The sequence below is a fragment of the Paenibacillus solani genome (assembly GCF_001277345.1).
GTDB lineage: Bacteria > Bacillota > Bacilli > Paenibacillales > Paenibacillaceae > Paenibacillus_AQ > Paenibacillus_AQ solani.
The window spans coordinates 3069347-3088305 of the sequence record NZ_LIUT01000001.1 but is presented as its reverse complement, the minus strand read 5'-3'; the positions used below and the strand labels follow the sequence as shown (position 1 = coordinate 3088305).

Annotated in this window: 21 protein-coding genes; 17 read left to right on the top strand and 4 right to left on the bottom strand. The window is 45.2% G+C overall.

What is annotated here, in order from left to right:
* The first annotated feature begins 29 nt into the window (after positions 1-29).
* The 10 genes from AM231_RS13985 to AM231_RS13940 all read left to right on the top strand — a co-directional run bounded on the left by AM231_RS13985 (position 30) and on the right by AM231_RS13940 (position 8305).
* The gene (locus tag AM231_RS13985; RefSeq protein WP_054403652.1) at positions 30-905 is read left to right on the top strand and encodes an HAD-IIB family hydrolase; all 876 of its coding nucleotides are present in this window, start codon (positions 30-32) and stop codon (positions 903-905) included.
* Positions 906-1011: 106 nt separating this feature from the next.
* The gene (locus AM231_RS13980) at positions 1012-2706 is read left to right on the top strand and encodes a M3 family oligoendopeptidase (protein ID WP_054403086.1); all 1695 of its coding nucleotides are present in this window, start codon (positions 1012-1014) and stop codon (positions 2704-2706) included.
* Between the two features lie 135 nt (positions 2707-2841).
* Positions 2842-3723: a GNAT family N-acetyltransferase gene (locus tag AM231_RS13975; protein ID WP_054403085.1), complete on the top strand. Its 882-nt coding sequence runs from the start codon at positions 2842-2844 to the stop codon at positions 3721-3723.
* A 39-nt stretch (positions 3724-3762) separates the two neighbouring features.
* Entirely contained in the window at positions 3763-4314 is a 552-nt protein-coding gene (locus AM231_RS13970; protein WP_054403084.1) for an NUDIX hydrolase, read from the top strand.
* Positions 4315-4358: 44 nt separating this feature from the next.
* Positions 4359-4991, top strand: coding sequence for a histidine phosphatase family protein (locus AM231_RS13965; RefSeq protein WP_054403083.1), 633 nt, complete (start codon positions 4359-4361; stop codon positions 4989-4991).
* Positions 4992-5171: 180 nt separating this feature from the next.
* Complete coding sequence (locus tag AM231_RS13960; protein WP_242615147.1) at positions 5172-6131, top strand: phosphotransferase enzyme family protein; 960 nt, start codon at positions 5172-5174, stop codon at positions 6129-6131.
* Positions 6132-6281: 150 nt separating this feature from the next.
* Positions 6282-6494, top strand: a complete 213-nt coding sequence (locus AM231_RS13955) for a hypothetical protein (protein WP_054403081.1) — start codon at positions 6282-6284, stop codon at positions 6492-6494.
* Between the two features lie 17 nt (positions 6495-6511).
* The gene (locus AM231_RS13950; protein WP_054403080.1) at positions 6512-7204 is read left to right on the top strand and encodes a Type 1 glutamine amidotransferase-like domain-containing protein; all 693 of its coding nucleotides are present in this window, start codon (positions 6512-6514) and stop codon (positions 7202-7204) included.
* Positions 7205-7365: 161 nt separating this feature from the next.
* Positions 7366-7653 (top strand): antibiotic biosynthesis monooxygenase family protein, encoded by a 288-nt coding sequence (locus tag AM231_RS13945; protein WP_054403079.1) that lies wholly within the window; start codon positions 7366-7368, stop codon positions 7651-7653.
* A gap of 118 nt (positions 7654-7771) precedes the next feature.
* A complete protein-coding gene (locus tag AM231_RS13940) occupies positions 7772-8305 on the top strand; it encodes a DinB family protein (protein WP_054403078.1) in 534 nt (177 codons plus the stop codon).
* Between the two features lie 80 nt (positions 8306-8385).
* On the opposite strand, the gene AM231_RS13935 is transcribed toward AM231_RS13940, so the two are convergent.
* Together AM231_RS13935 and clpP are read right to left on the bottom strand one after the other, a co-directional pair.
* Entirely contained in the window at positions 8386-8598 is a 213-nt protein-coding gene (locus AM231_RS13935) for a hypothetical protein (RefSeq protein WP_053492507.1), read from the bottom strand.
* 65 nt (positions 8599-8663) lie between these two features.
* Positions 8664-9263 (bottom strand): ATP-dependent Clp endopeptidase proteolytic subunit ClpP, encoded by a 600-nt coding sequence (gene clpP, locus AM231_RS13930; RefSeq protein ID WP_082341635.1) that lies wholly within the window; start codon positions 9261-9263, stop codon positions 8664-8666.
* 165 nt (positions 9264-9428) lie between these two features.
* Between clpP and AM231_RS13925 the strand changes: the two genes are divergently transcribed.
* The 6 genes from AM231_RS13925 (at position 9429) to AM231_RS13900 (ending at position 14972) form a co-directional block, all read left to right on the top strand.
* Positions 9429-10163, top strand: a complete 735-nt coding sequence (locus AM231_RS13925) for a sigma-70 family RNA polymerase sigma factor (RefSeq protein ID WP_054403076.1) — start codon at positions 9429-9431, stop codon at positions 10161-10163.
* A gap of 190 nt (positions 10164-10353) precedes the next feature.
* Positions 10354-10833, top strand: coding sequence for an 8-oxo-dGTP diphosphatase (locus AM231_RS13920; RefSeq protein ID WP_054403651.1), 480 nt, complete (start codon positions 10354-10356; stop codon positions 10831-10833).
* Between the two features lie 17 nt (positions 10834-10850).
* Positions 10851-11561 (top strand): HAD family hydrolase, encoded by a 711-nt coding sequence (locus tag AM231_RS13915; protein ID WP_054403075.1) that lies wholly within the window; start codon positions 10851-10853, stop codon positions 11559-11561.
* Entirely contained in the window at positions 11542-11967 is a 426-nt protein-coding gene (fosB, locus tag AM231_RS13910; RefSeq protein WP_054403074.1) for a metallothiol transferase FosB, read from the top strand. Before AM231_RS13915 ends, fosB begins: the two co-directional genes overlap by 20 nt.
* Before the next feature lie 51 nt (positions 11968-12018).
* A complete protein-coding gene (pgsA, locus tag AM231_RS13905; RefSeq protein WP_054403073.1) occupies positions 12019-12603 on the top strand; it encodes a CDP-diacylglycerol--glycerol-3-phosphate 3-phosphatidyltransferase in 585 nt (194 codons plus the stop codon).
* 212 nt (positions 12604-12815) lie between these two features.
* Positions 12816-14972 (top strand): Ig-like domain-containing protein, encoded by a 2157-nt coding sequence (locus AM231_RS13900; RefSeq protein ID WP_054403072.1) that lies wholly within the window; start codon positions 12816-12818, stop codon positions 14970-14972.
* A 145-nt stretch (positions 14973-15117) separates the two neighbouring features.
* Here the strand turns inward: AM231_RS13900 and AM231_RS13895 are convergent, their stop codons facing one another.
* Positions 15118-16725 (bottom strand): glycosyltransferase family 2 protein, encoded by a 1608-nt coding sequence (locus AM231_RS13895; RefSeq protein ID WP_054403071.1) that lies wholly within the window; start codon positions 16723-16725, stop codon positions 15118-15120.
* Positions 16725-17819, bottom strand: a complete 1095-nt coding sequence (locus tag AM231_RS13890; protein ID WP_054403070.1) for a glycosyltransferase — start codon at positions 17817-17819, stop codon at positions 16725-16727. Before AM231_RS13890 ends, AM231_RS13895 begins: the two co-directional genes overlap by 1 nt.
* Positions 17820-18040: 221 nt before the next feature.
* On the opposite strand from AM231_RS13890, the gene AM231_RS13885 reads away from it, so the two are divergent.
* Positions 18041-18934 carry a PhzF family phenazine biosynthesis isomerase gene (locus AM231_RS13885; protein WP_054403069.1) on the top strand — a complete coding sequence of 298 codons (894 nt, stop codon included), beginning with the start codon at positions 18041-18043 and terminating at the stop codon, positions 18932-18934.
* Positions 18935-18959 lie beyond the last annotated feature (25 nt).

Below are 18959 nucleotides of genomic sequence, written 5' to 3'. Positions count from 1 at the left end.
TGATGGGCGACGAAGGAGGCATGGTTACTCTGAAGAAAAAAGCGTATATTACTGACCTTGACGGAACACTCCTGCGACCAGATCAGACACTTTCAGTCTTTTCTTCGAATGTCATTAGGGATGCGCTGGAACAAGACATGATTGTCACGTTTGCAACGGCTCGCGGCTTTATTAGTGCTCATAGCGTGGTCTCGGACATTCCGTGGAAATACCCCGTCATTCTATATAATGGTGCTTTGATATATGACGTGCTGAATCAAACCGTTATGGATGGATATTGGCTGGAGCGAGATATTTCGAATGAGATTATTAACATTGGAAGAAAAAATGGGATCACTCCCTTTTATTTTTCATTAGATGTGGATCATCAGGAGCGCGTTCTGCATGAGACACTGCGCAGAGAGGGAGAAATATCCTTCTATCATAGTCGTTCCGGCGACCCGAGATTCCTGGAAGTTAAGGACCTGAATTGTCCACCGGATTACCGGACGTTAACCCTTACATACATCGGACTGTTTGAGGAATTGGAGCCTATTCGCCTTGAAGTCACGGAACGGTTCGGCGATGTAATTCACGCACATATCATGCCGGATTATTATATCCCCAATCATTATTTTCTGGAATTCAGTCATGCCAAAGGGAACAAAAGAGAGGGACTCCGATTGTGGGCTTCTCATATGGGTGTGGATTTGGAGCATACCGTAGTGTTTGGCGATCATATTAATGACGTGGGGCTGTTCGAAGCTGGAGGTACACGAGTCGCGGTGCGCAATGCTCATGAGAGTATACAGAAGCTGGCTGACCATATTATCGATTCGAATGAGCTTGACGGCGTGGCCCAATATATCCAGCAACAGATGGGTCTGCAAAAAGAGAGTGCGATCGCGAATCTTCACAGACTGTGAAGGATATTCCGCCGGGAATATAGAATTTACTTATAGTTTGGTGTGCAATGAGTCCACGCGATCAAGATACCAAAATGTTTTTATATTGAAAGGATAGGTGCATCTTATGAATTTCAGCGATTATCACTATGAACGACCCGATGTAAAAGAGTTTGAACAAAAATTTAAAGAGCAGCTTGAAGTCTTCACCTCAGCCAGCACATATGAGGAGCAGGACCAGGCGATGACCCGCATTAATAAACTCCGCAGTGAGATGGATACACTCAGTCAACTGGTGTATATTCGTCACTCGGTTGATACGAATGATGAGTTCTATAAGGCGGAACAGGACTTTTTTGATGAGAATGGACCCATCATTCAGGAATATGTCACGGACTATTACCGTGCTCTCGTGGATTCCAAATTTAGAGATCAGCTGGAGGCCAAATGGGGGCGGCAGCTGTTTCAGTTAGCTGAGCTTTCACTCAAAACCTTCAGCCCTGAGATTATTGAGGATTTGCAGCAGGAGAATAAGCTGACAACGGAATATTCGAAGCTGATTGCATCTGCCAAAATTCTATTTGAAGGTGAAGAGCGCACCCTGCCTCAATTGGCTCCATTCCAGCAATCGACGGACCGCAATATGCGTAAACGCGCGACGGAGGCATCGAGCGGTTTCATGGCTGAGAACGAGGCAAACTTCGACAGAATTTATGACGATCTGGTTAAAGTGAGAACCAAGATGGCCAAGAAGCTCGGCTTTAACAATTATGTAGAGATGGGTTATGCTCGTATGGCCCGTACGGATTACAACGCCGAGATGGTGGCTAATTTCCGCAACCAGGTGCTAGAGCATATCGTACCGGTTGCAACCAAGCTGAGAGAACGCCAGCAGAAACGTATTGATGTGGATCAACTGCTGTACTACGACGAGAACTTTGCATTTAAATCGGGGAACGCCACACCAAAGGGTGACCCGGATTGGATCGTAAACAACGGTGCAGCCATGTATGAAGAATTGTCGCCGGAAACACATGAGTTCTTTACCTTCATGCAGGAGAATGGCCTGATGGATCTGGTTGCCAAAAAAGGCAAGCAGGGCGGTGGCTACTGTACTTATATTAGCGAGTACGGTGCTCCCTTTATTTTCTCCAACTTTAACGGTACATCGGGTGATATCGATGTGCTTACTCACGAAGCGGGCCATGCGTTCCAAGTGTATGAGAGCAGAAGCTTCGAGGTACCAGAGTATGCATTTCCAACGTATGAGGCATGCGAAATTCATTCCATGAGTATGGAATTTTTCACTTGGCCGTGGATGGATCGCTTCTTCGAAGATGAGGCGGATAAATACCGTTTCGAACATCTTGCAAGCTCGTTGATCTTCATTCCTTACGGAGTAACGGTTGATGAATTCCAGCATTTTGTGTATGAGAATCCTGATGCAACGCCTGCTGAACGGAAACAGGCTTGGCGTGAGATTGAGCGGAAATATCTGCCGCACCGGAATTACGATGACAACACGTACCTGGAGCATGGCGGATTCTGGCATAAACAAGGTCATATCTTTAGTTCGCCTTTCTATTATATCGATTACACATTGGCACAAATTTGTGCATTCCAGTTCTGGAAGAAGATGCACGAAGACCGCACGGCTGCTTGGAATGACTATTTGCATCTATGCCGTCAAGGCGGAAGCAAGTCCTTCACCGAATTAGTGAAGGTAGCTGGCTTGTTGTCTCCCTTTGAGGATGGTTGCGTAACCTCCGTCATTGGCAGTATTGAAGCATGGCTTGATAGTGTGAACGATGCAGCTCTATAAAGCTAAATAAGCAGCGATGAGACATGCAGGAGAACACGAATGAGTCTTTAACTCAGGTGTTTTCCTGCATGTTTTACAAATGAGAGATACCTCTCGATAAGGCGTATATTAAATAATAAATAGGAGAATTAGTTTATGGTGACTTACCAACCGTTATCTGAGCTTCCGATTCGGCAAGTGTCGGAGCTCTGGAATCATGCTTTTGAAGGATATATCGTTAACGCCTCGATGCCGCTGGACCGCTTCATAGCCCGGATCGTAAACGATGGGTTATGCCTGGAGCGATCACTTGCATGTTACGTGGATGGCGTACCTGCTGGCATTGTGGTGAACAGCTATCGCGAAGAAGATGGCATGCTGATTGCACGGAATGGCGGGACAGCGATAGCCCCCGAATTCCGGGGACAAGGAATTGGCAAAAAGATGATGGAGAAGAACGCCGAGCTCTACATAGAACAAGGCGTCCGTCGAGCTTATTTGGAGGCTATTAGTACGAATGAACCAGCGATCTCTCTCTACGAGAGTGTTGGTTATGAAATCATCGACCGGCTTCTCATCATGACGAATGAGCAGGCCATAGATTTACAGCCTACACAAGAGACTCTTTCAAGGTATACGCGAGTCAGAGGCATGGCTGCCGAGGCTGCCTCCGTAGCTTTCTATCGTTCCGGTGAAGTCTGGCAGACAGACGTGACCGGTATCAAGGACGGCGAATGCGTTATTGTATTGGAAGGGGAAGAGCAGGTGGGCTATGGTTTGTTTAAGCGGGTGTTCGATGCCAAAGGCCGGTTGACAGCCATCACGCTGTTACGCTGTGAGGCTGCTCCCGGACATCCGGATGCAGTGGCTGTGCTAAAGGCTGCGATACAGGAAATCATACAATCTGGTTATACCTGCAAACGATCCGCCTTCAATATTCGGGCTTCGCATAAGGAACTGGTGGACGTGCTGAAAGAGTATGGTTTCACGAGCTCGATGGAGCAGGTGCTTATGGTCCACGAGTATAGTGCTACATAGTTTAAAATGAAATTGTAAACATCGAAAGGATTTACACGCATGAGACAAAACACGGATTTGAGTCTGTGTCCGACACTCTCGAATGATATCCATTGGGGCGTCGTGCGAGCCAGATTTGCCTTTGGCGAAAAAATCGAGGAAGAATCGAAGGTCAGCAATGTTACCATTCTTCCATTTGAAGGGGACCGGTGCATTATCTTTCAGGTAGTCGATGGGAGCTGGGAGCTTCCGGGAGGAACCCTTGAACCTGGGGAGTCCTACATGGAAGGACTTAGACGGGAAGTTAGAGAGGAGTTAGGCGCAGAACTTGAGACGTATCGAATCTTTGGCCAGTTTCGCTGCGAATCCAGCAGTGAGACTCCCTATCGTCCGCATATTCCCCACCCTCATTTTGTTCGGTTGGTGGGTTACGGGGATGTGCGCATCGTTGGTGAGCCGCTAAATCCAGTAGATGGCGAGCATGTCATCGCGGTAGAGGCCGTTGATTTGCAGGAAGCCGTTCAGCGCTTCGAACAGACGGGAAGGCCAGATATCGCAGAACTGTATAAGCTGGCTTATGCCATACGTCAAGAAGACCGTTCGATAAGTTAAACGTTGCCGGTTGAGTAGCATTAAGGTTAGGGAGGGAACGATCGATGACACAAACAACCACCATCTACCTGGTGAGACACGGACAGACCGAGTGGAATGTGCAGCACCGTTTTCAAGGACATAAGGATTCACCGCTCACCGAGCTTGGTATTCAGCAAGCGGAATGGCTCGGGGACGCTTTGAAGGAAGACAATTTCGACCTTATTTACTCGAGTACAAGCAACAGAGCATATCATACTGCCGACATAATTAGAGGGGGACGGAATGTTCCGATTACGGCTTGCGAGGAATTTAGAGAGATTAATTTAGGGGTATGGGAAGGACAAACACAGGAACGAATCGCTGAATTATATCCTCAGCAGCTGGATCACTTCTGGAATCATCCGGAGCTGTTCAGTGTCCAGGACAGTGAAACTTTCAATGAAGTCAGAGAGCGCACGGTTAATAAGCTTGTCGATATTGTCGGTTCTAATCCAGGCGCCAGTATTTTGCTGGTTACGCACACCGTGGTGGTCAAGCTATTGATGGCGTATTTTGAAGGAAGAAGCATGGATCGCCTGTGGGACCTGCCATATATTCACCCGACCTGCCTTAGCAAAATCGAACTGACCGATGAGGTGCCCTCCATCATCCTCCATGGAGATGTTAGTCATTACAGGGAGGAGCAGGGAGTCTAAAGATCGTTTGAGAGATGTGCATGAAGGGCTCTTTCAAATGGGATAGGTTCTTAATGAGTAAGACCATGAATCAGTATTGCGTTTATATAATTGATCATAGGGGCCGCTTTTATCAGAAAAGAGGTGTATACATTGGATCACTTATTCCAGGAGTTGTTACATCATTATTTTCATAGCCCTATGCATTCGATTGAAGCCGTACCTTTCGGTATGACGAATGATTCGCGTATTGTCATAATGAACCAAGAGAAATACATCGCGAGAATATACAATCGTCATACGAAGAACGAAGAGAGACTTCGGTTTGAGATTGAACTAACAGCCTACCTGGAGCGTTGTTCCTTACCTTTTGATGTCCCAGCTTTCGTCTCTAGCATGGATGATACGAAGTACGTGGTTCTGTCGAACGGTTCCTCGGGCTCCCTGACACGATTTATCGAAGGAGATGTACCTGATCTATCCAGCATTTCTGATGTGCGTAGTTATGGACGGACAGTTGGGGAAATATCATATGCTCTTCAGCAATTCGAATTCGATTCCGTTGACGTGGTTTGTCCTACAATTGAGTTCCATAATTTTTACAATCTCCATTCTCTGGCAGATCGGACGAGTATTCATAATTTTCTGACATGTCCTCCTTTTAAGATGGATGCCGAACAGATAGCTGTATTGCAAGGATACTATGAATTAGGGCTAAACTATGCCCCCGAACTGAATGCACTGCCAAAACAAATAGTCCATCATGATATTTTGGTGTTTAATCTCTTGATCGATCCCAAGTCCAGGCAGATGAGCGGTGTATTGGACTTTGACTTTGCAGCCAAGGACATACGGATATGGGAACTATCCATCTGTCTGAATCATCTTCTTCAGTGTGAGGACCAGACCTTGACAAAGGTAGAGTTGTTTTTAGATGAATATCGACAATCTATGAGGTTAACACGTGCAGAGATCGAGTGGATTCCCTGTATTATGCAGTTATATTATGTTTCATTATTAAGCATTTATATCGGACAGCATTTGGCCGAAAGGAACATCGCTTCCTATTTTCATCTGATGTTGAAGCAACTTTTGATTAGAAGAGAATGGATGGAACGGAACCAAGATAAGCTTATTGAATTGTTATATTCAAAATGTTAATGATGAGACTTATGGTAAGCCCCTAATTAAAAATCATAATTGTTGCTTGAAAAATAGTACTGTAATGACGCAGCGCGATTAAAAATGTCTGAACCACCGTAGTCAATCAACTTAATCCATTTAATCTCTAGGATGTGGGTGGGTATTACTATGAAACTACCTTATAAAATAGGATACGCCGTTACATTGGTCTGGTTGATTTGGATAGTGTACGGTTATATGAATTTCGATGACATTACGGATCGAGGCAAGCTGTCCATTGTCCTGCTGAGTGCCGTGATTGGCATCATTCTGCTTCCAATTTATTTTATTAGTCTGCTGCTATATTATGTTGCCAAATGGAATCCGAAACAGAAGAAGTAAGGGAGGGGTCTCGGCTCGTGAAGGATCGATATTTATATTTGCTTGGAGGACATTCTTTTCAAAAAGAGTCAAACAGACAATTTATAGAGCATGCGGGTGGTTCAAACGCTAGAATTGCATTATGCATCATGAACAGACCAGGCTGGGAAGAATATGTTCCATTGTTTCAGCAATTATGGGAGGATGCGGGTGCTAGAAATGTGCAGGTGATCGTTCCGGATCAGGACGGAAACCTGGACATGGTACAAGCCGAACGGGTGTTGTCTCAGGCGACAGGTATATTTATTGGCGGAGGTGATACGGAGCTCTACCATCAATATTACGCAACCGGTCGTTTTAAAGAGCTCCTGATCGACTGTTACATGAAGGGTGTTCCCATTGCTGGGAATTCGGCTGGCGCTTTAATTCTTCCGGAGGTCTGCCTCATTTCGCCGCAGGATAATGTACAGGGGAAGTTGCTGTTTAAACAAGGAGTAGGGTTATTAACGAAAATATTGATAAGCGTCCATTATACAGAGTGGGGTGACCAGCCCAATTTGCTGGAAGGTATGAGAACGAAAGAGATTAAGCACGGAATTGGTATAGATGAACAGGCATGTGCTGTTTTTAGGAATGAACAACTGGCATTTTCATTGGGAGAGGCCGTCCATTCTATCACTTTCAAGGATTTTGTTCTGGATGAGTATATGATTGAGAGGGTGACATCCTGAAGAATATTCTTTACATAATCAATCATGCGAAGCATCAGGTTATTTTAACGCCATCGTAATAGGGATCAGAATGAACAGAGGACTTCACATTTAAAGCTTTTACTGACCTAGAGAGGAATTTACTCAATATAATCTATCTTGATACCATAGGAGGAAATTCAATGATACTCGAAGTGGCCATGCTACAGGTAAAACCCGGGTTATCGGGAGAGTTTGAACGCAATTTTCAAGTGGCATCCGGAATCATTTCCAAAATGAAAGGGTATATTCATCATGAGTTGAAGCGGTGCATGGAGGATGACCACAAATACGTTCTTATGGTGAAATGGGAAACGCTGGAGGATCATACAGTAGGGTTCAGAGGATCGGCGGAATATCAGGAATGGAAAAGCCTGCTGCATCACTTTTATGATCCGTTCCCCATCGTTGAGCATTTTGAAGCCATATAACACCTCGCTTGCCCAGGCAGAATGAACAGCTTTTTGGATACGCTGCGCAGGTCGTGGTACAATACTCATGCACTATGTTTATATAGACATATAGTAGAGAGACTTGGAGGAGATAGACATGGTGAAGTTTCAGGATATCGTGCCTTATATGGATGAGGTCCGTGAGAAGCTTATGAAGGCATTGGATGCTTTTGGTGAAAATGAGAAGGGGCTGTGCGAGTATCCAAGCGGCTGGAGTGTGACTGAGGTTGTAGAACATCTAGGCAAGTTGGAGAAGATGATTCAGTATCAATTAAAGCAAATGCTTGAGCGTGAGCCTGTTCTGCCTTCTGAGGCAGTGGAGCAAAAAGAGACCGATGTCAGCGAGATACTGTCCACAAGCGGAATCATCGGTAAAAAGATCAATGCTCCGGAACAAGCGATGCCAAGCGGCATATTATCCTATGATGAGGCGATCGAGAAGCTGAATCAGGTAAGGGATACAACGAAACAGCTCATCACGAAGCTCGCAGAGCGTAACACGAATGAATTGCGCTTTCCTCACCCTTATGGATTCGAGCTGAACGCCGCACAGTGGGCTCACTTCATCGCCATTCACGAAGCTTCTCATATCAAACAGCTGGGACGTATTCGCGAAGCGAACAACAAATGATTCCATTCATACTTGGCAAAATACAGTGATACGACAAGAACCGCATGAGCATAAGATGCCATGCGGTTCTTGGTATTGGATCAGGACTCAGGCGCAAATCCAACCCGAGGTTTATCCCGTTCCTTTGTGTTAACAGAAACATAGCGGATCGCGGTTAATGGGACATACAGCATCTCGTATTCATCCTTGTATCGGATGAACTGCTCGCCAACTTCCTCCAGTATGCCGTTCTGTACATAACTCCCATCCGTAAAATAAATGGCTACTTTTTGATTCAGGAGACTTTTTAACATATACGATTCACTCCTTGTGAATAAATGATTGTATCGGGACGGTGAGTCCCTTCAAACTTTAAGCATTACAGTTTAGTGACTATATCATCAATAATCCCATATTCCTTCGCTTCTTCTGCTGTCATGAAGTAATCCCGCTCCATATCTTTTTCAACACGTTCGACAGATTGTCCTGTCCTTTCGGATATAATGTGAGCAAGCTTCTCACGTGTCTTCAAGATGCGATTAGCCGTAATGGCAATATCGGTAGCTTGGCCCTGCACGCCACCTAGCGGCTGATGGATCATAATCTCGCTGTTCGGAAGCGCAAGGCGTTTACCTTTAGCACCTGCCAGCAGCAGGATCGCCCCGTAAGAAGCGGCGAAGCCTGTGCAGATGGTATTGACTTGAGGCTTAATAATCTGCATGGTATCGTAAATGCCAAATCCCGCAGATACGGAGCCGCCAGGACTGTTAATATACATATGGATATCCTTCTCAGGATCTTCGGCAGCCAGAAACAGCAACTGGGCAATAATACTGTTAGCGATGGCATCATCGATGGCTGCACCCACAAACACGATGCGATCTTTCAGTAGTCTGGAATAAATATCGTAAGATCGTTCGCCCCGGTTAGTTTGTTCAACAACATAAGGAACAATATTCATCGTTTCATCATCCTCCATAATCGTTAGGTTTTCTGGTTTCAGCAAGTAAACGAAGAGAAAGCCGCAAAAGGTACGGAGAAACCATAAAAAAACATATATGCAAAACGAGAGTAACCAATCGATGGCTTCGTTCGTTTACATATAAGATATCTTACCGAGCTTAGAAAAGGAGTTGGCTATTTGATGACGATATACCGACCGAGCGGCCCACCTTCGGCTGATCTGAGCCTGGAGGAATTGAATGCGACCCTGCACAGATATTGTTTGTCCCTTACAAACTCCTTATGGGACTCCGATGATTTGGTACAAGACACCTGGATTAAGGCACTGGAGCATATGAAGCAGCAGAACCATGTCAATCCTGAAGCCCTGCTGCTTCGGATTGCCAAGAATACATGGATTGACCGGGTCCGCCGTGATCAGACTTATAGACGAATCCTGGATGAGAAGCTGGAACAGGTTTTGCCCAAGGAAGAAACATTGAACGAGGACACCAATCTGAACATCGAGTTTGCTTTTCAATGGCTGCTAGAACGCTTGTCGCCCCTGCAGCGAACGGTATTGCTGCTTCGTGACGTGTATGGATACTCTGTTTCGGAAACCGCAAGTATATTGAAAACAACGGAGGGAGCGGTAAAAGCTGCCCTTCATCGTGCTCACAAAGAGCTGCAATCGCTGGATCCGGTGGAAGAGGAACTTGTCTTGGCTGTGCCGGAAGAGGAGGAGCTGATCTTGAATATTCAGGCATTGGCCGAAGCATATCAATCCGGTGATGTTGAAGCAGTGGTAAGACTTATTCAATGGAATCACTCGGAAGCAGCAGCCATCGGCTGCATGGTTCCGCTGCAGGTTCAAACTCCGAGCGCTGGTTACATGATGCATGGCGGGTATTCATCTGACATGAGAATGGCCGCTTAAAGCGAAGATTAGAGCAGACTGATCATACACATATCAGAAAGGTCCGAGCAGAAGCTGCTCGGACCTTTTTTTGATGAGACGAATCTCCATTCATTCTATCGTCATCCAGCGTATGGAGCTGTATACTATAACCAACAAGATGTAATAGGAATGAGGGATTGGATTGCAGGCCGACGTGAAATTGTACACCATGTGCATGATCCAACAAGGAAACAAAATTTTGCTGATGAACAGACCGGACGCTAAGGGGTTTCCCGGATATATTGCCCCTGGCGGAAAGGTGGATTTTCCGGAGAGTATTGTAAACGGAGCCATTCGAGAGGTACGGGAAGAAACCGGCTTGATAGTGAAGGATATCATCTATAAGGGTCTTGAGGAATCATGTGAGCCGAATACAGGTCTACGGTATATGGTATTTAATTATTTGGCTACTTCCTTTGAAGGTGAATTGCTGGAGCACCCTCCCGAAGGAGAACTGTTATGGGTGGATAGGGAAGAGGCCCTTAAACTGCCAATGCAAGATTGGTTTAAACGGCGATTTCCGCTGTTCTTTGAAGAGGGAACATTTGAACTAAGTGAAGTATGGGATGAAGAAACAGGTCGCATTCTGGATGAGACCATTAAGCATTATCCCGCAGGGTTATCGCAAGGTGCTAGCTGGGCAGATTAACGAGGGGAGCTGTGCGTATGGCGATCAGAGCTGTATTCTTCGACCTCTATGAGACCTTAATCACCGAATTCGCAGATGGCAAACGGATATCCAAGAGAACTTATGACTACAGGGACAGACTTGGGTTATCGGAAGACAAATTCAAGCAAGAATGGAGCAGCAGGTTCGAGCAAAGAATGAATGGTCAGTTTCCCAGCTATCAAGCTGTGATCCGGGACATTTTGCATGTTCGGAGTTTGCCCTATCATGAGGAACATGTGGAGTTTCTCTATCAAGCGAGAATAAGAGAGAAGACACTCCCTTTTCGGGCCGTTTCACAGCAAATTCTCATGATGCTGGATCAATTACGTAAACATGGTCTGAAGCTGGGTCTTATCAGCAATTGCTCTGAAGAGGAAGTGACTGCATATCACCAAAGCCCACTAGCTCCCTATTTTGACGATGTTACCTTCTCCTACGAAGCAGGAGTGGCCAAGCCGAACCCCGAGATTTACCGGTTGGCTTGCGAGCATGTATCGGTTTCACCGCAGGAATCTCTGTTTATCGGCGATGGGGGATCAGATGAATTGAGAGGCGCACATAATGCCGGTCTGACACCGTATCAAGCCTATTGGTACAATACGTTTGCTCGAAGCGAGTATGAAAAGTTACTCAAGCCGACTCAGGTTCTGGACGTTGTCGAGTCTATTGAAAAGGAGGCAGCTAACCATGAATCTGCAACCTATTAATCATCTGTGCTTTTCGGTTTCGGAATTGGAGCGTTCCATCTCTTTTTACAAAGACGTATTCGGAGCCAAGCTTTTGGTTAAGGGGAGAAAGTTGGCTTATTTTGATCTCAATGGTCTATGGGTGGCATTAAATGAGGAACAAGTCGACAGAAGCATGGCGAATCGAACGTATACGCATATTGCCTTCAGCATGGAAGAGCATGAGTATGAACCGACGCTGCTTCGTCTGCAAGCCCTCAAGGTCGAGATTCTCCAGGGAAGGTCAAGAGATGAGAAGGACAAGAGATCGATTTACTTTCTGGATCCGGATGGGCATATGTTTGAGTTTCATACGGGTAGCTTGAAGGATAGGTTGGATTATTACCGGGCGGATAAAGAGCATATGACCTTCTATGATGCCGAATAGTTAGGGTACAAGGCCATGAACAAATTCTATTGCAGACAAGGAGATACGCCGATGAATCTTGCCAACAGGATAACGATAGCCAGAATATTATTGATTCCTTTGTTTATTCTTTTTCTAGCCGAATACCCATTATGGCTGACTGAGCAAAACTCCTTCTTCGGGTTCATTCATGATAAGGGCACATACATAGCGCTGGGCATCTTCATTCTTGCATCGGCTACGGATAAGCTGGATGGTTACATTGCGAGAAAATACAACCAAATCACGAATTTGGGGAAATTGTTGGACCCGCTTGCGGATAAGCTGTTGATATCCGTTGCCCTAATTATGATGGTTCAATCAGGCATGGTTGCCACATGGATTGCCGTTGTCATCATAGCGCGGGAATTCGTCATTACAGGACTGAGAATGGTAGCTTCCGAACAAGGGATAGCCTTAGCGGCTGACAAATGGGGTAAAATCAAAATGGTTCTTCAGGTTGCTGCCATCGCAGCCGTCCTGCTGGATAATGTCCCCGTTCAGTCCATCACCCTTATGCGGGTCGATGAATTATTAATGTTTGGGGCAGCTGCGATTACGATCCTATCAGGAGCTCATTATTTCATAAATAACTTTAAGCTCATTCAATTGAGATGATTCTTTAGAGACAGCCGATACACCCGATTGGGGTGTGAAGGGGCCGTTCACCAGTGATCATAAGATTTTCCTATATAGGAGCCACGGATAAATTTATCCTACTTTGTGCCCATTTTAAGTTCAGATCATAACGAAATAAATCAGGACTGTCGATATAATGTTAGACTGGAAAAAAGGGCCTGTGAGACAGAAGGTACAAAGGAGAGAAATAAATGAGCTTAAACAGAAAGACAACGAAGATCATTTTTGTCGTTGTAATGATGTTGGCGATGGTTTTTCCAACCAGTGTATTCGCCGCCTCAGGGGACGTAACCTCAATTGAATTTGATACGAACGAGAGCAAGATTTACTTAACGGTTAATGAAACAAGCGAGCAGCTTCGTGTATTAGCTAATCTGGAAGGATCCACGACGAAGAAGGATGTTACCAATGAATCGACATGGACTTCATCCAATACACGAATCGCCAAAGTGGATGGCGGGCTCATTATCCCACAGGAAAAAGGTACAGCACGAATTACGGCAAAGTATAAAGGCGCGATCAAGACGATTGATGTGGAAGTCCAATTTGCCATCGATGAATTCAAGCTGGATCAGCCTGATAAAGTCGAACATACGCTTGGAACAGAAGGTTTAACTGTTAAAGCGTTGGCTGATGGAACGAATGATGTAACAACGGAAGCGAAGTGGACGTCATCCGATAATGACGTGGTTAAAGTAAGTAAAGGCGAACTGACCCTCGTAGGCGTGGGAAGCGCAACTGTAACAGCGGAGTACAAAGGACTTAAGGCCTCCTATACGGTCAAAGTTGTCGCCCCATATCAGAAGCTTGCGATCATTCCAGACGATCAAGGACTGCTGTTTGGAGATGATATGGAGCTGTTGGTTGGCGATGTTGTGGGACTTTCAGTCGTTGCCAAACAGTCGGATGTTGATGCTGGTGTAGATGTAACGGACAAGGTAGAACTGAAATCATCCAATACTTCTGTGGCTACGATTGAAGACGGTAAGCTTAAGCCGGTTGCCCTGGGTAAAACCACGATCAGCGTAAGATATTTGGGTTCTTCAGCCAAAATGGATGTATATGTGCGTAATCCGTATGAAGCTTTGATTCTGGATCAAACGGAGTTCGTCAAGAATCCGGTTCTGTTCATGAACGATTCGATTACGGTAAAAGCCAAGGTGCGGAACAGCGTTTCGCAATCCATTGACGTGACGGGAGAATGGACTTCTTCTAATCCGCTAGCTGTTTCTGTAAACGATGGTGTGATTACAGCGAGATCTACAGGAACCTCGACAATCAAGGTCAGCTATTTGGGAATCAGTAAAGACTTTACAGTTAAGGTTTATCCGACTGTGATCAGATTTGATGCAGCCGATACGGAGATTGAGGTGCTGAAGGGCGATTCCCAATCTTTTCCTAAGATTACCGGGACGCTGCTCGACGAAGAGAAAGAGGACTTCAGTAAATCAGTTACCTGGACATCCAATGATGAGAAAGTGGTAACAACCGAGGATGGCAAGATTAAAGCCATTGACGCGGGGACAACAACCATTACAGGAAAGATTGGTTCGAGAGAAGTAGCGACGCTTCCGGTAACCGTTAATCAGAAAGTACTGGTACTGCTGTCTGATACAGAAGAGTATCAGCTGGTTATGGGCAGAAGCATCCCTTTGCCGAAAGTAAATGCTGTATATGAGGATGGCGAAGAGAGCGATGTGACCTCTTCCGTTGAATGGTCTTTGACGGGTTCAACAGCAGCTGTCATTAAAGACGATACACTTAAGGGATTGACCAAAGGTTCTACTACGCTTAAAGGAACCTACCTGAATAAAGAAATCAAGATTCCGGTAAGTGTGGAACAGGAAGTCGTTAAGATGGTTGTTGAGCCTCAGAATATCGAACTCAACATTAAGAAATCCAAAGCGATTAAAGTTACAGGTTACTACAGCAATGGAAGCACAGTTTCATTATCATCCAAGATGAATTGGAGTTCATCGGACAGTTCAATCGTGACGGTATCCAGAACTTCCGTAAAGGCTGTTGCTGAAGGTTCGGCTACGATAACCGGTTCCTATCAAGGTACAGAGGTTAAAGTTAACGTAAATGTCGTTCCTAAATTGAAGAAATTGACAGCAAGCGAGAAGAAATTGAATCTGAAGCCTGGTGACGTCAAAACCGTCGCAGTTACGGCTGAATTTGATACCGGTGCAAAAGCGAATGTTGCTGACGTAGCGGTTTGGACAACCAGCAACTCCAGTGTTGCCAAGGTAACAAACGGTCGTATTGAAGCGGTTGCGAAGGGAACCGCGCGAATTAAAGCACAGTATAATTCCAAGACGGTAACCATCTCGGTTTCTGTGAAATAGATCAGATTATCGGCAGCCGATATTTTAAGCAAAGCCGATCATTGACCCGCAAGAGAGACACTTTGTATAAAAGTGCTCCGCTTGCGGGTCATTTTTATTTGAATAACACTAAATACAATTCTCAACCAAGAGAGGGATCGTCCCTTTATTCCACCCATTCAACTAACACGGGGGTTTCATCCAAGATGGATTCGTATTGTTCTTTCCAACCGAATTTGGCTTCAGGGTCAAGCTGTTTATAGCGCATATATTTCTCAAGTCTGTATTCCGGTTTGGCCCATCCATAGTGCTTCAAACGGAGGGGAGATAGTTGATGCGGGAGGTCGAATATATTTGACGGAAATCTTCCGCAGTGCAAAGCAGTCTCCTTCCAAACCACTTTCATGTCGTGCCGGTATCGCACAAGAAAAGGGCGATAATGCCGATGGGAACTCCAGTAATCATCTTCCCGATAATGGGTTTCGTTCCAGAAGTCATAGAGCCGGAAGCAGTACAAATCAATTTCTTGTTGGTCCAGCATCGCTGGAAGCATGTCTGCAAATGAAGATTCGAACCATTCATCTGCATCGAGGTTCAGAATCCATTCCGGTTGAACGTTCAGTGTTTCACGCCATTGTTGTTTACGAAGCTCAATCTCATTAGTAAATAAAGAATCCTTGTTATTGATCAACCTTATAGGGATGCCTTTTAGAATATCCATACATACATCCATGGTATCGTCGGTACTTCCATCATCGATAATGACGGCTTGATCAATATATGGAAGATGACTTAACAGCGCTTGTCTTAAATAACGATTTCCTTCGTTCTTGAGCACCATAGAGAGAGTGAGTGATGGCCGTCTCGAGCTTTCTCTGAGCTTTACTGGAGCAAGGCGCGCTTCTAAATGTGATTCAGATGGGCTGAGCGAAATGTCAGGAATGGATGGATTCGGGTTAGGGTCCGTTGCCTCCAAGAACAGCTTGGCATCCTTAAGATCACTGTCACGGTATATATGATAAGCAGGATAATGCGTGTCTACGTATAGAGAGAAGCCAAGCGCAGCGGCCCGAATGCTAAAATGTCGGTCTTCTCCCCAAAAGGATAAATTATAAATAGGCTCATAGTTAACCCCGCGCTCGAGAGCTCGGCGGCTAATCAGAGTGCATGCACCGAGTCCACCGACTTCATATACACCAGGTTTATTTAAGCGGCTTTCAAACTGCAGATACCGGGCTTCCTTTTGTGCTTCATCTAAGACTTCGCCTGCATATTGTTCATACTGAGTGTACTCATCTTTGAGCCATACTTGAGGCTGGGGTCTGGACTCCGGCTGCCAACGGGTCCAGAATATTTCCGAGATGATATCTTTATTGGCAGCTATAAGATGCCGCAGTGTTTGGGGGGCAAGCAGCAGATCTGAATCGATAAGGAATAGGTAATCGAATTGCAGATCGAGCGCATATTGAATAATTGTGTTCTTAAATTCAGCTACTTTCCAGATTAACTTCTCATTCCAATAATGTGTGGTTTCGTTGCGAAAATAAATATCCTGCTGATGGGCGTTACGAATGACAATAGAAATTCCTTCTTTCATCAATAGGTTCAATTGGGTGCTGGACGCTTCATCGTTGTTGTCGTCAATGAAGAAGTAGCTAACATCCAGGCCATCCTTCTCCAGCCGTAACAATGAAGTCAGAAAATGATCCAATATTTCTGGTTTCTGCCGTATCGGACTCCCGATCAGTACACGACTGCGTATCTTGTTTCTCATCAGCTCTGACTCTCAAGTTCTTGCAGCTTGTTTCGAAAATACGCTTGATTAGCCAGCATTGTCTTATCCTCAGGACGATAGGCAAGCGCGGTTTCATTATGTTCGTTGGCTAGCATATATGATCCGATGCGGTCGTAACAAACGGCTAACTGCAGATGCGGAAGCCACGTAGAGTAGGAGGGATTGTGGAATCCCATGTAATCTGGAGGCAAATCCAGCTGGATGGCCAGTTTATACCAGAAGATGGCTGTATCGTAATGATGATTCTCGAGAAAATGATAGCCGATGCGACAGCAGAATTCCGCGCGAGGAGAAGCATAATGCAGGGATCTGATTGAGGATTCTAATGCGAGTTGCTTGTTCCCGAGTTCGTGATGGCAATCGGACAGCTTGCCGCAGGTCGTGATTATGTCTTCAATCCAACCTTTTTCGGTATGTAAGAATCGTTCGTAATAATCGATGGCTTTCTCGAATTGACGATGATCTTTTAATTCATTTGCATAATAGAACAGATCTCTTGGCGTGAATGATTCACCGGCTATCTCCCGATTCTGGTAGATCCTAAGATTTCGGCCGATATCGGAATCTTGATCCGAACTGAGATGCGTTATCGCGATATCACTGTTAATAACATGTCCATAAACTTCCAAATATTCATGAACGGGACCAATCCACCGAAATGCACGTTCTCTTTTGACAAGGCGGTTGCGGCGAAGGCTGAAGGTGACATTGCCGTATTCATCTGAACTTAAATGATAGAGCATGGTAACCGAATCGACGGTAGGAGAAAGAGCTTCCTTAAGAGACTTTAATTTATTCCGATCCTCCTCCAGCAGCACATCATCCGCATCAAGCCAAAGGATATAGTTTTGGGTAGCTTTGCTGAAAGCAAAGTTCCGTGCTGCAGAAAAGTCATCAATCCACTCAAAATCAAAGATGGATTTGGTGAAGGATTGAACGATTTCTTTGGTTCGGTCTGTTGAGCCTGTGTCAACCACAATGATCTCGTCCACAATGTCGGCAATGCTGGTCAGGCAGCGCTCAATGACAAGCTCCTCATTTTTTACGATCATGCAAAGGCTGATGCTATTCAATGAAATTACCCCCACGTATGGTTAATTCAAAAAGAATATGCCAGATATATATTCAGCTCTCCACATGAAATGAACCGGATACGCATAAATTGAAGTGTTCTTTTCAAACATGACGGTCATATATGCAAATACGATCTGGATTTAAAAACGGTTCAGTGATAAAATCATCTCTAATTTTAGGTAGCTCAAAACATAATGTTGCAGAAAAGAGGGTTATGAAGATGGGATCGGTTAATGTCCTTCATTATGATGCGTTCTCTGTACAGCCTAACAAGGGAAACCCTGCTGGTGTGGTCCTGGATGCAGATGAACTGACGGAGAAAGAAATGCAAATCATCGCTCGTCAAGTGGGGTTCAATGAGACAACCTTTATTCTAAAATCAGATCAAGCGGACGTCAGGCTGAGGTATTTTACCCCCGGGCATGAGATGAATTTATGCGGACATGCTACCATGGCATCCATGTATGCCTTGAAGAGCAGAGGATTACTCCCGGATAAAGAAACCGTATGGGTGGAGACCAATGTGGGGAATTTGCCCATTCACTTCCAGGAAGATGCGGGACAGTTAAAAATGAAAATGAAGCAGGATCATCCTCAGTTCATTCCTTTTCGAGGAGATGTGGAACGCTTGGCGCACTCCATAGGCTTAAAGCGGGAAGACTTGGACTTAAGCTTGCCTATCGTATATGGAAGTACCGGAATATGGACGTTGTTGGTACCGATAAAAGAGCTGCGGTCATTTCATCGTATGGTGCCTGATCAAGCGCGCTTTCCGGAGATTTTGACGGAACTTCCCAGAGCTTCACTGCATCCTTTTTGTTTGGAAACCATCGACGATGACTGCTTCATGCATGCTAGACATTTCTCTTCACCATTCTCAGGTACCGTCGAGGATCCCGTGACAGGAACAGCCTCCGGTGTGCTCGGAGCGTACGATTTAACTTACCTGAATTCCGAAAGACCTTCCACACAATTTATGGTTGAACAAGGGCAGGAGATGGGGAAAGACGGCAGAGTTCATGTACATGTGCTCCGTAATCAGGATAATATGGATGTTTATATTACCGGTACAGCGATATTTGTGGATGAGTTCCAAGTTAATTATGATGAATAACAGTCAGTTGATAGGATCCTCCTCA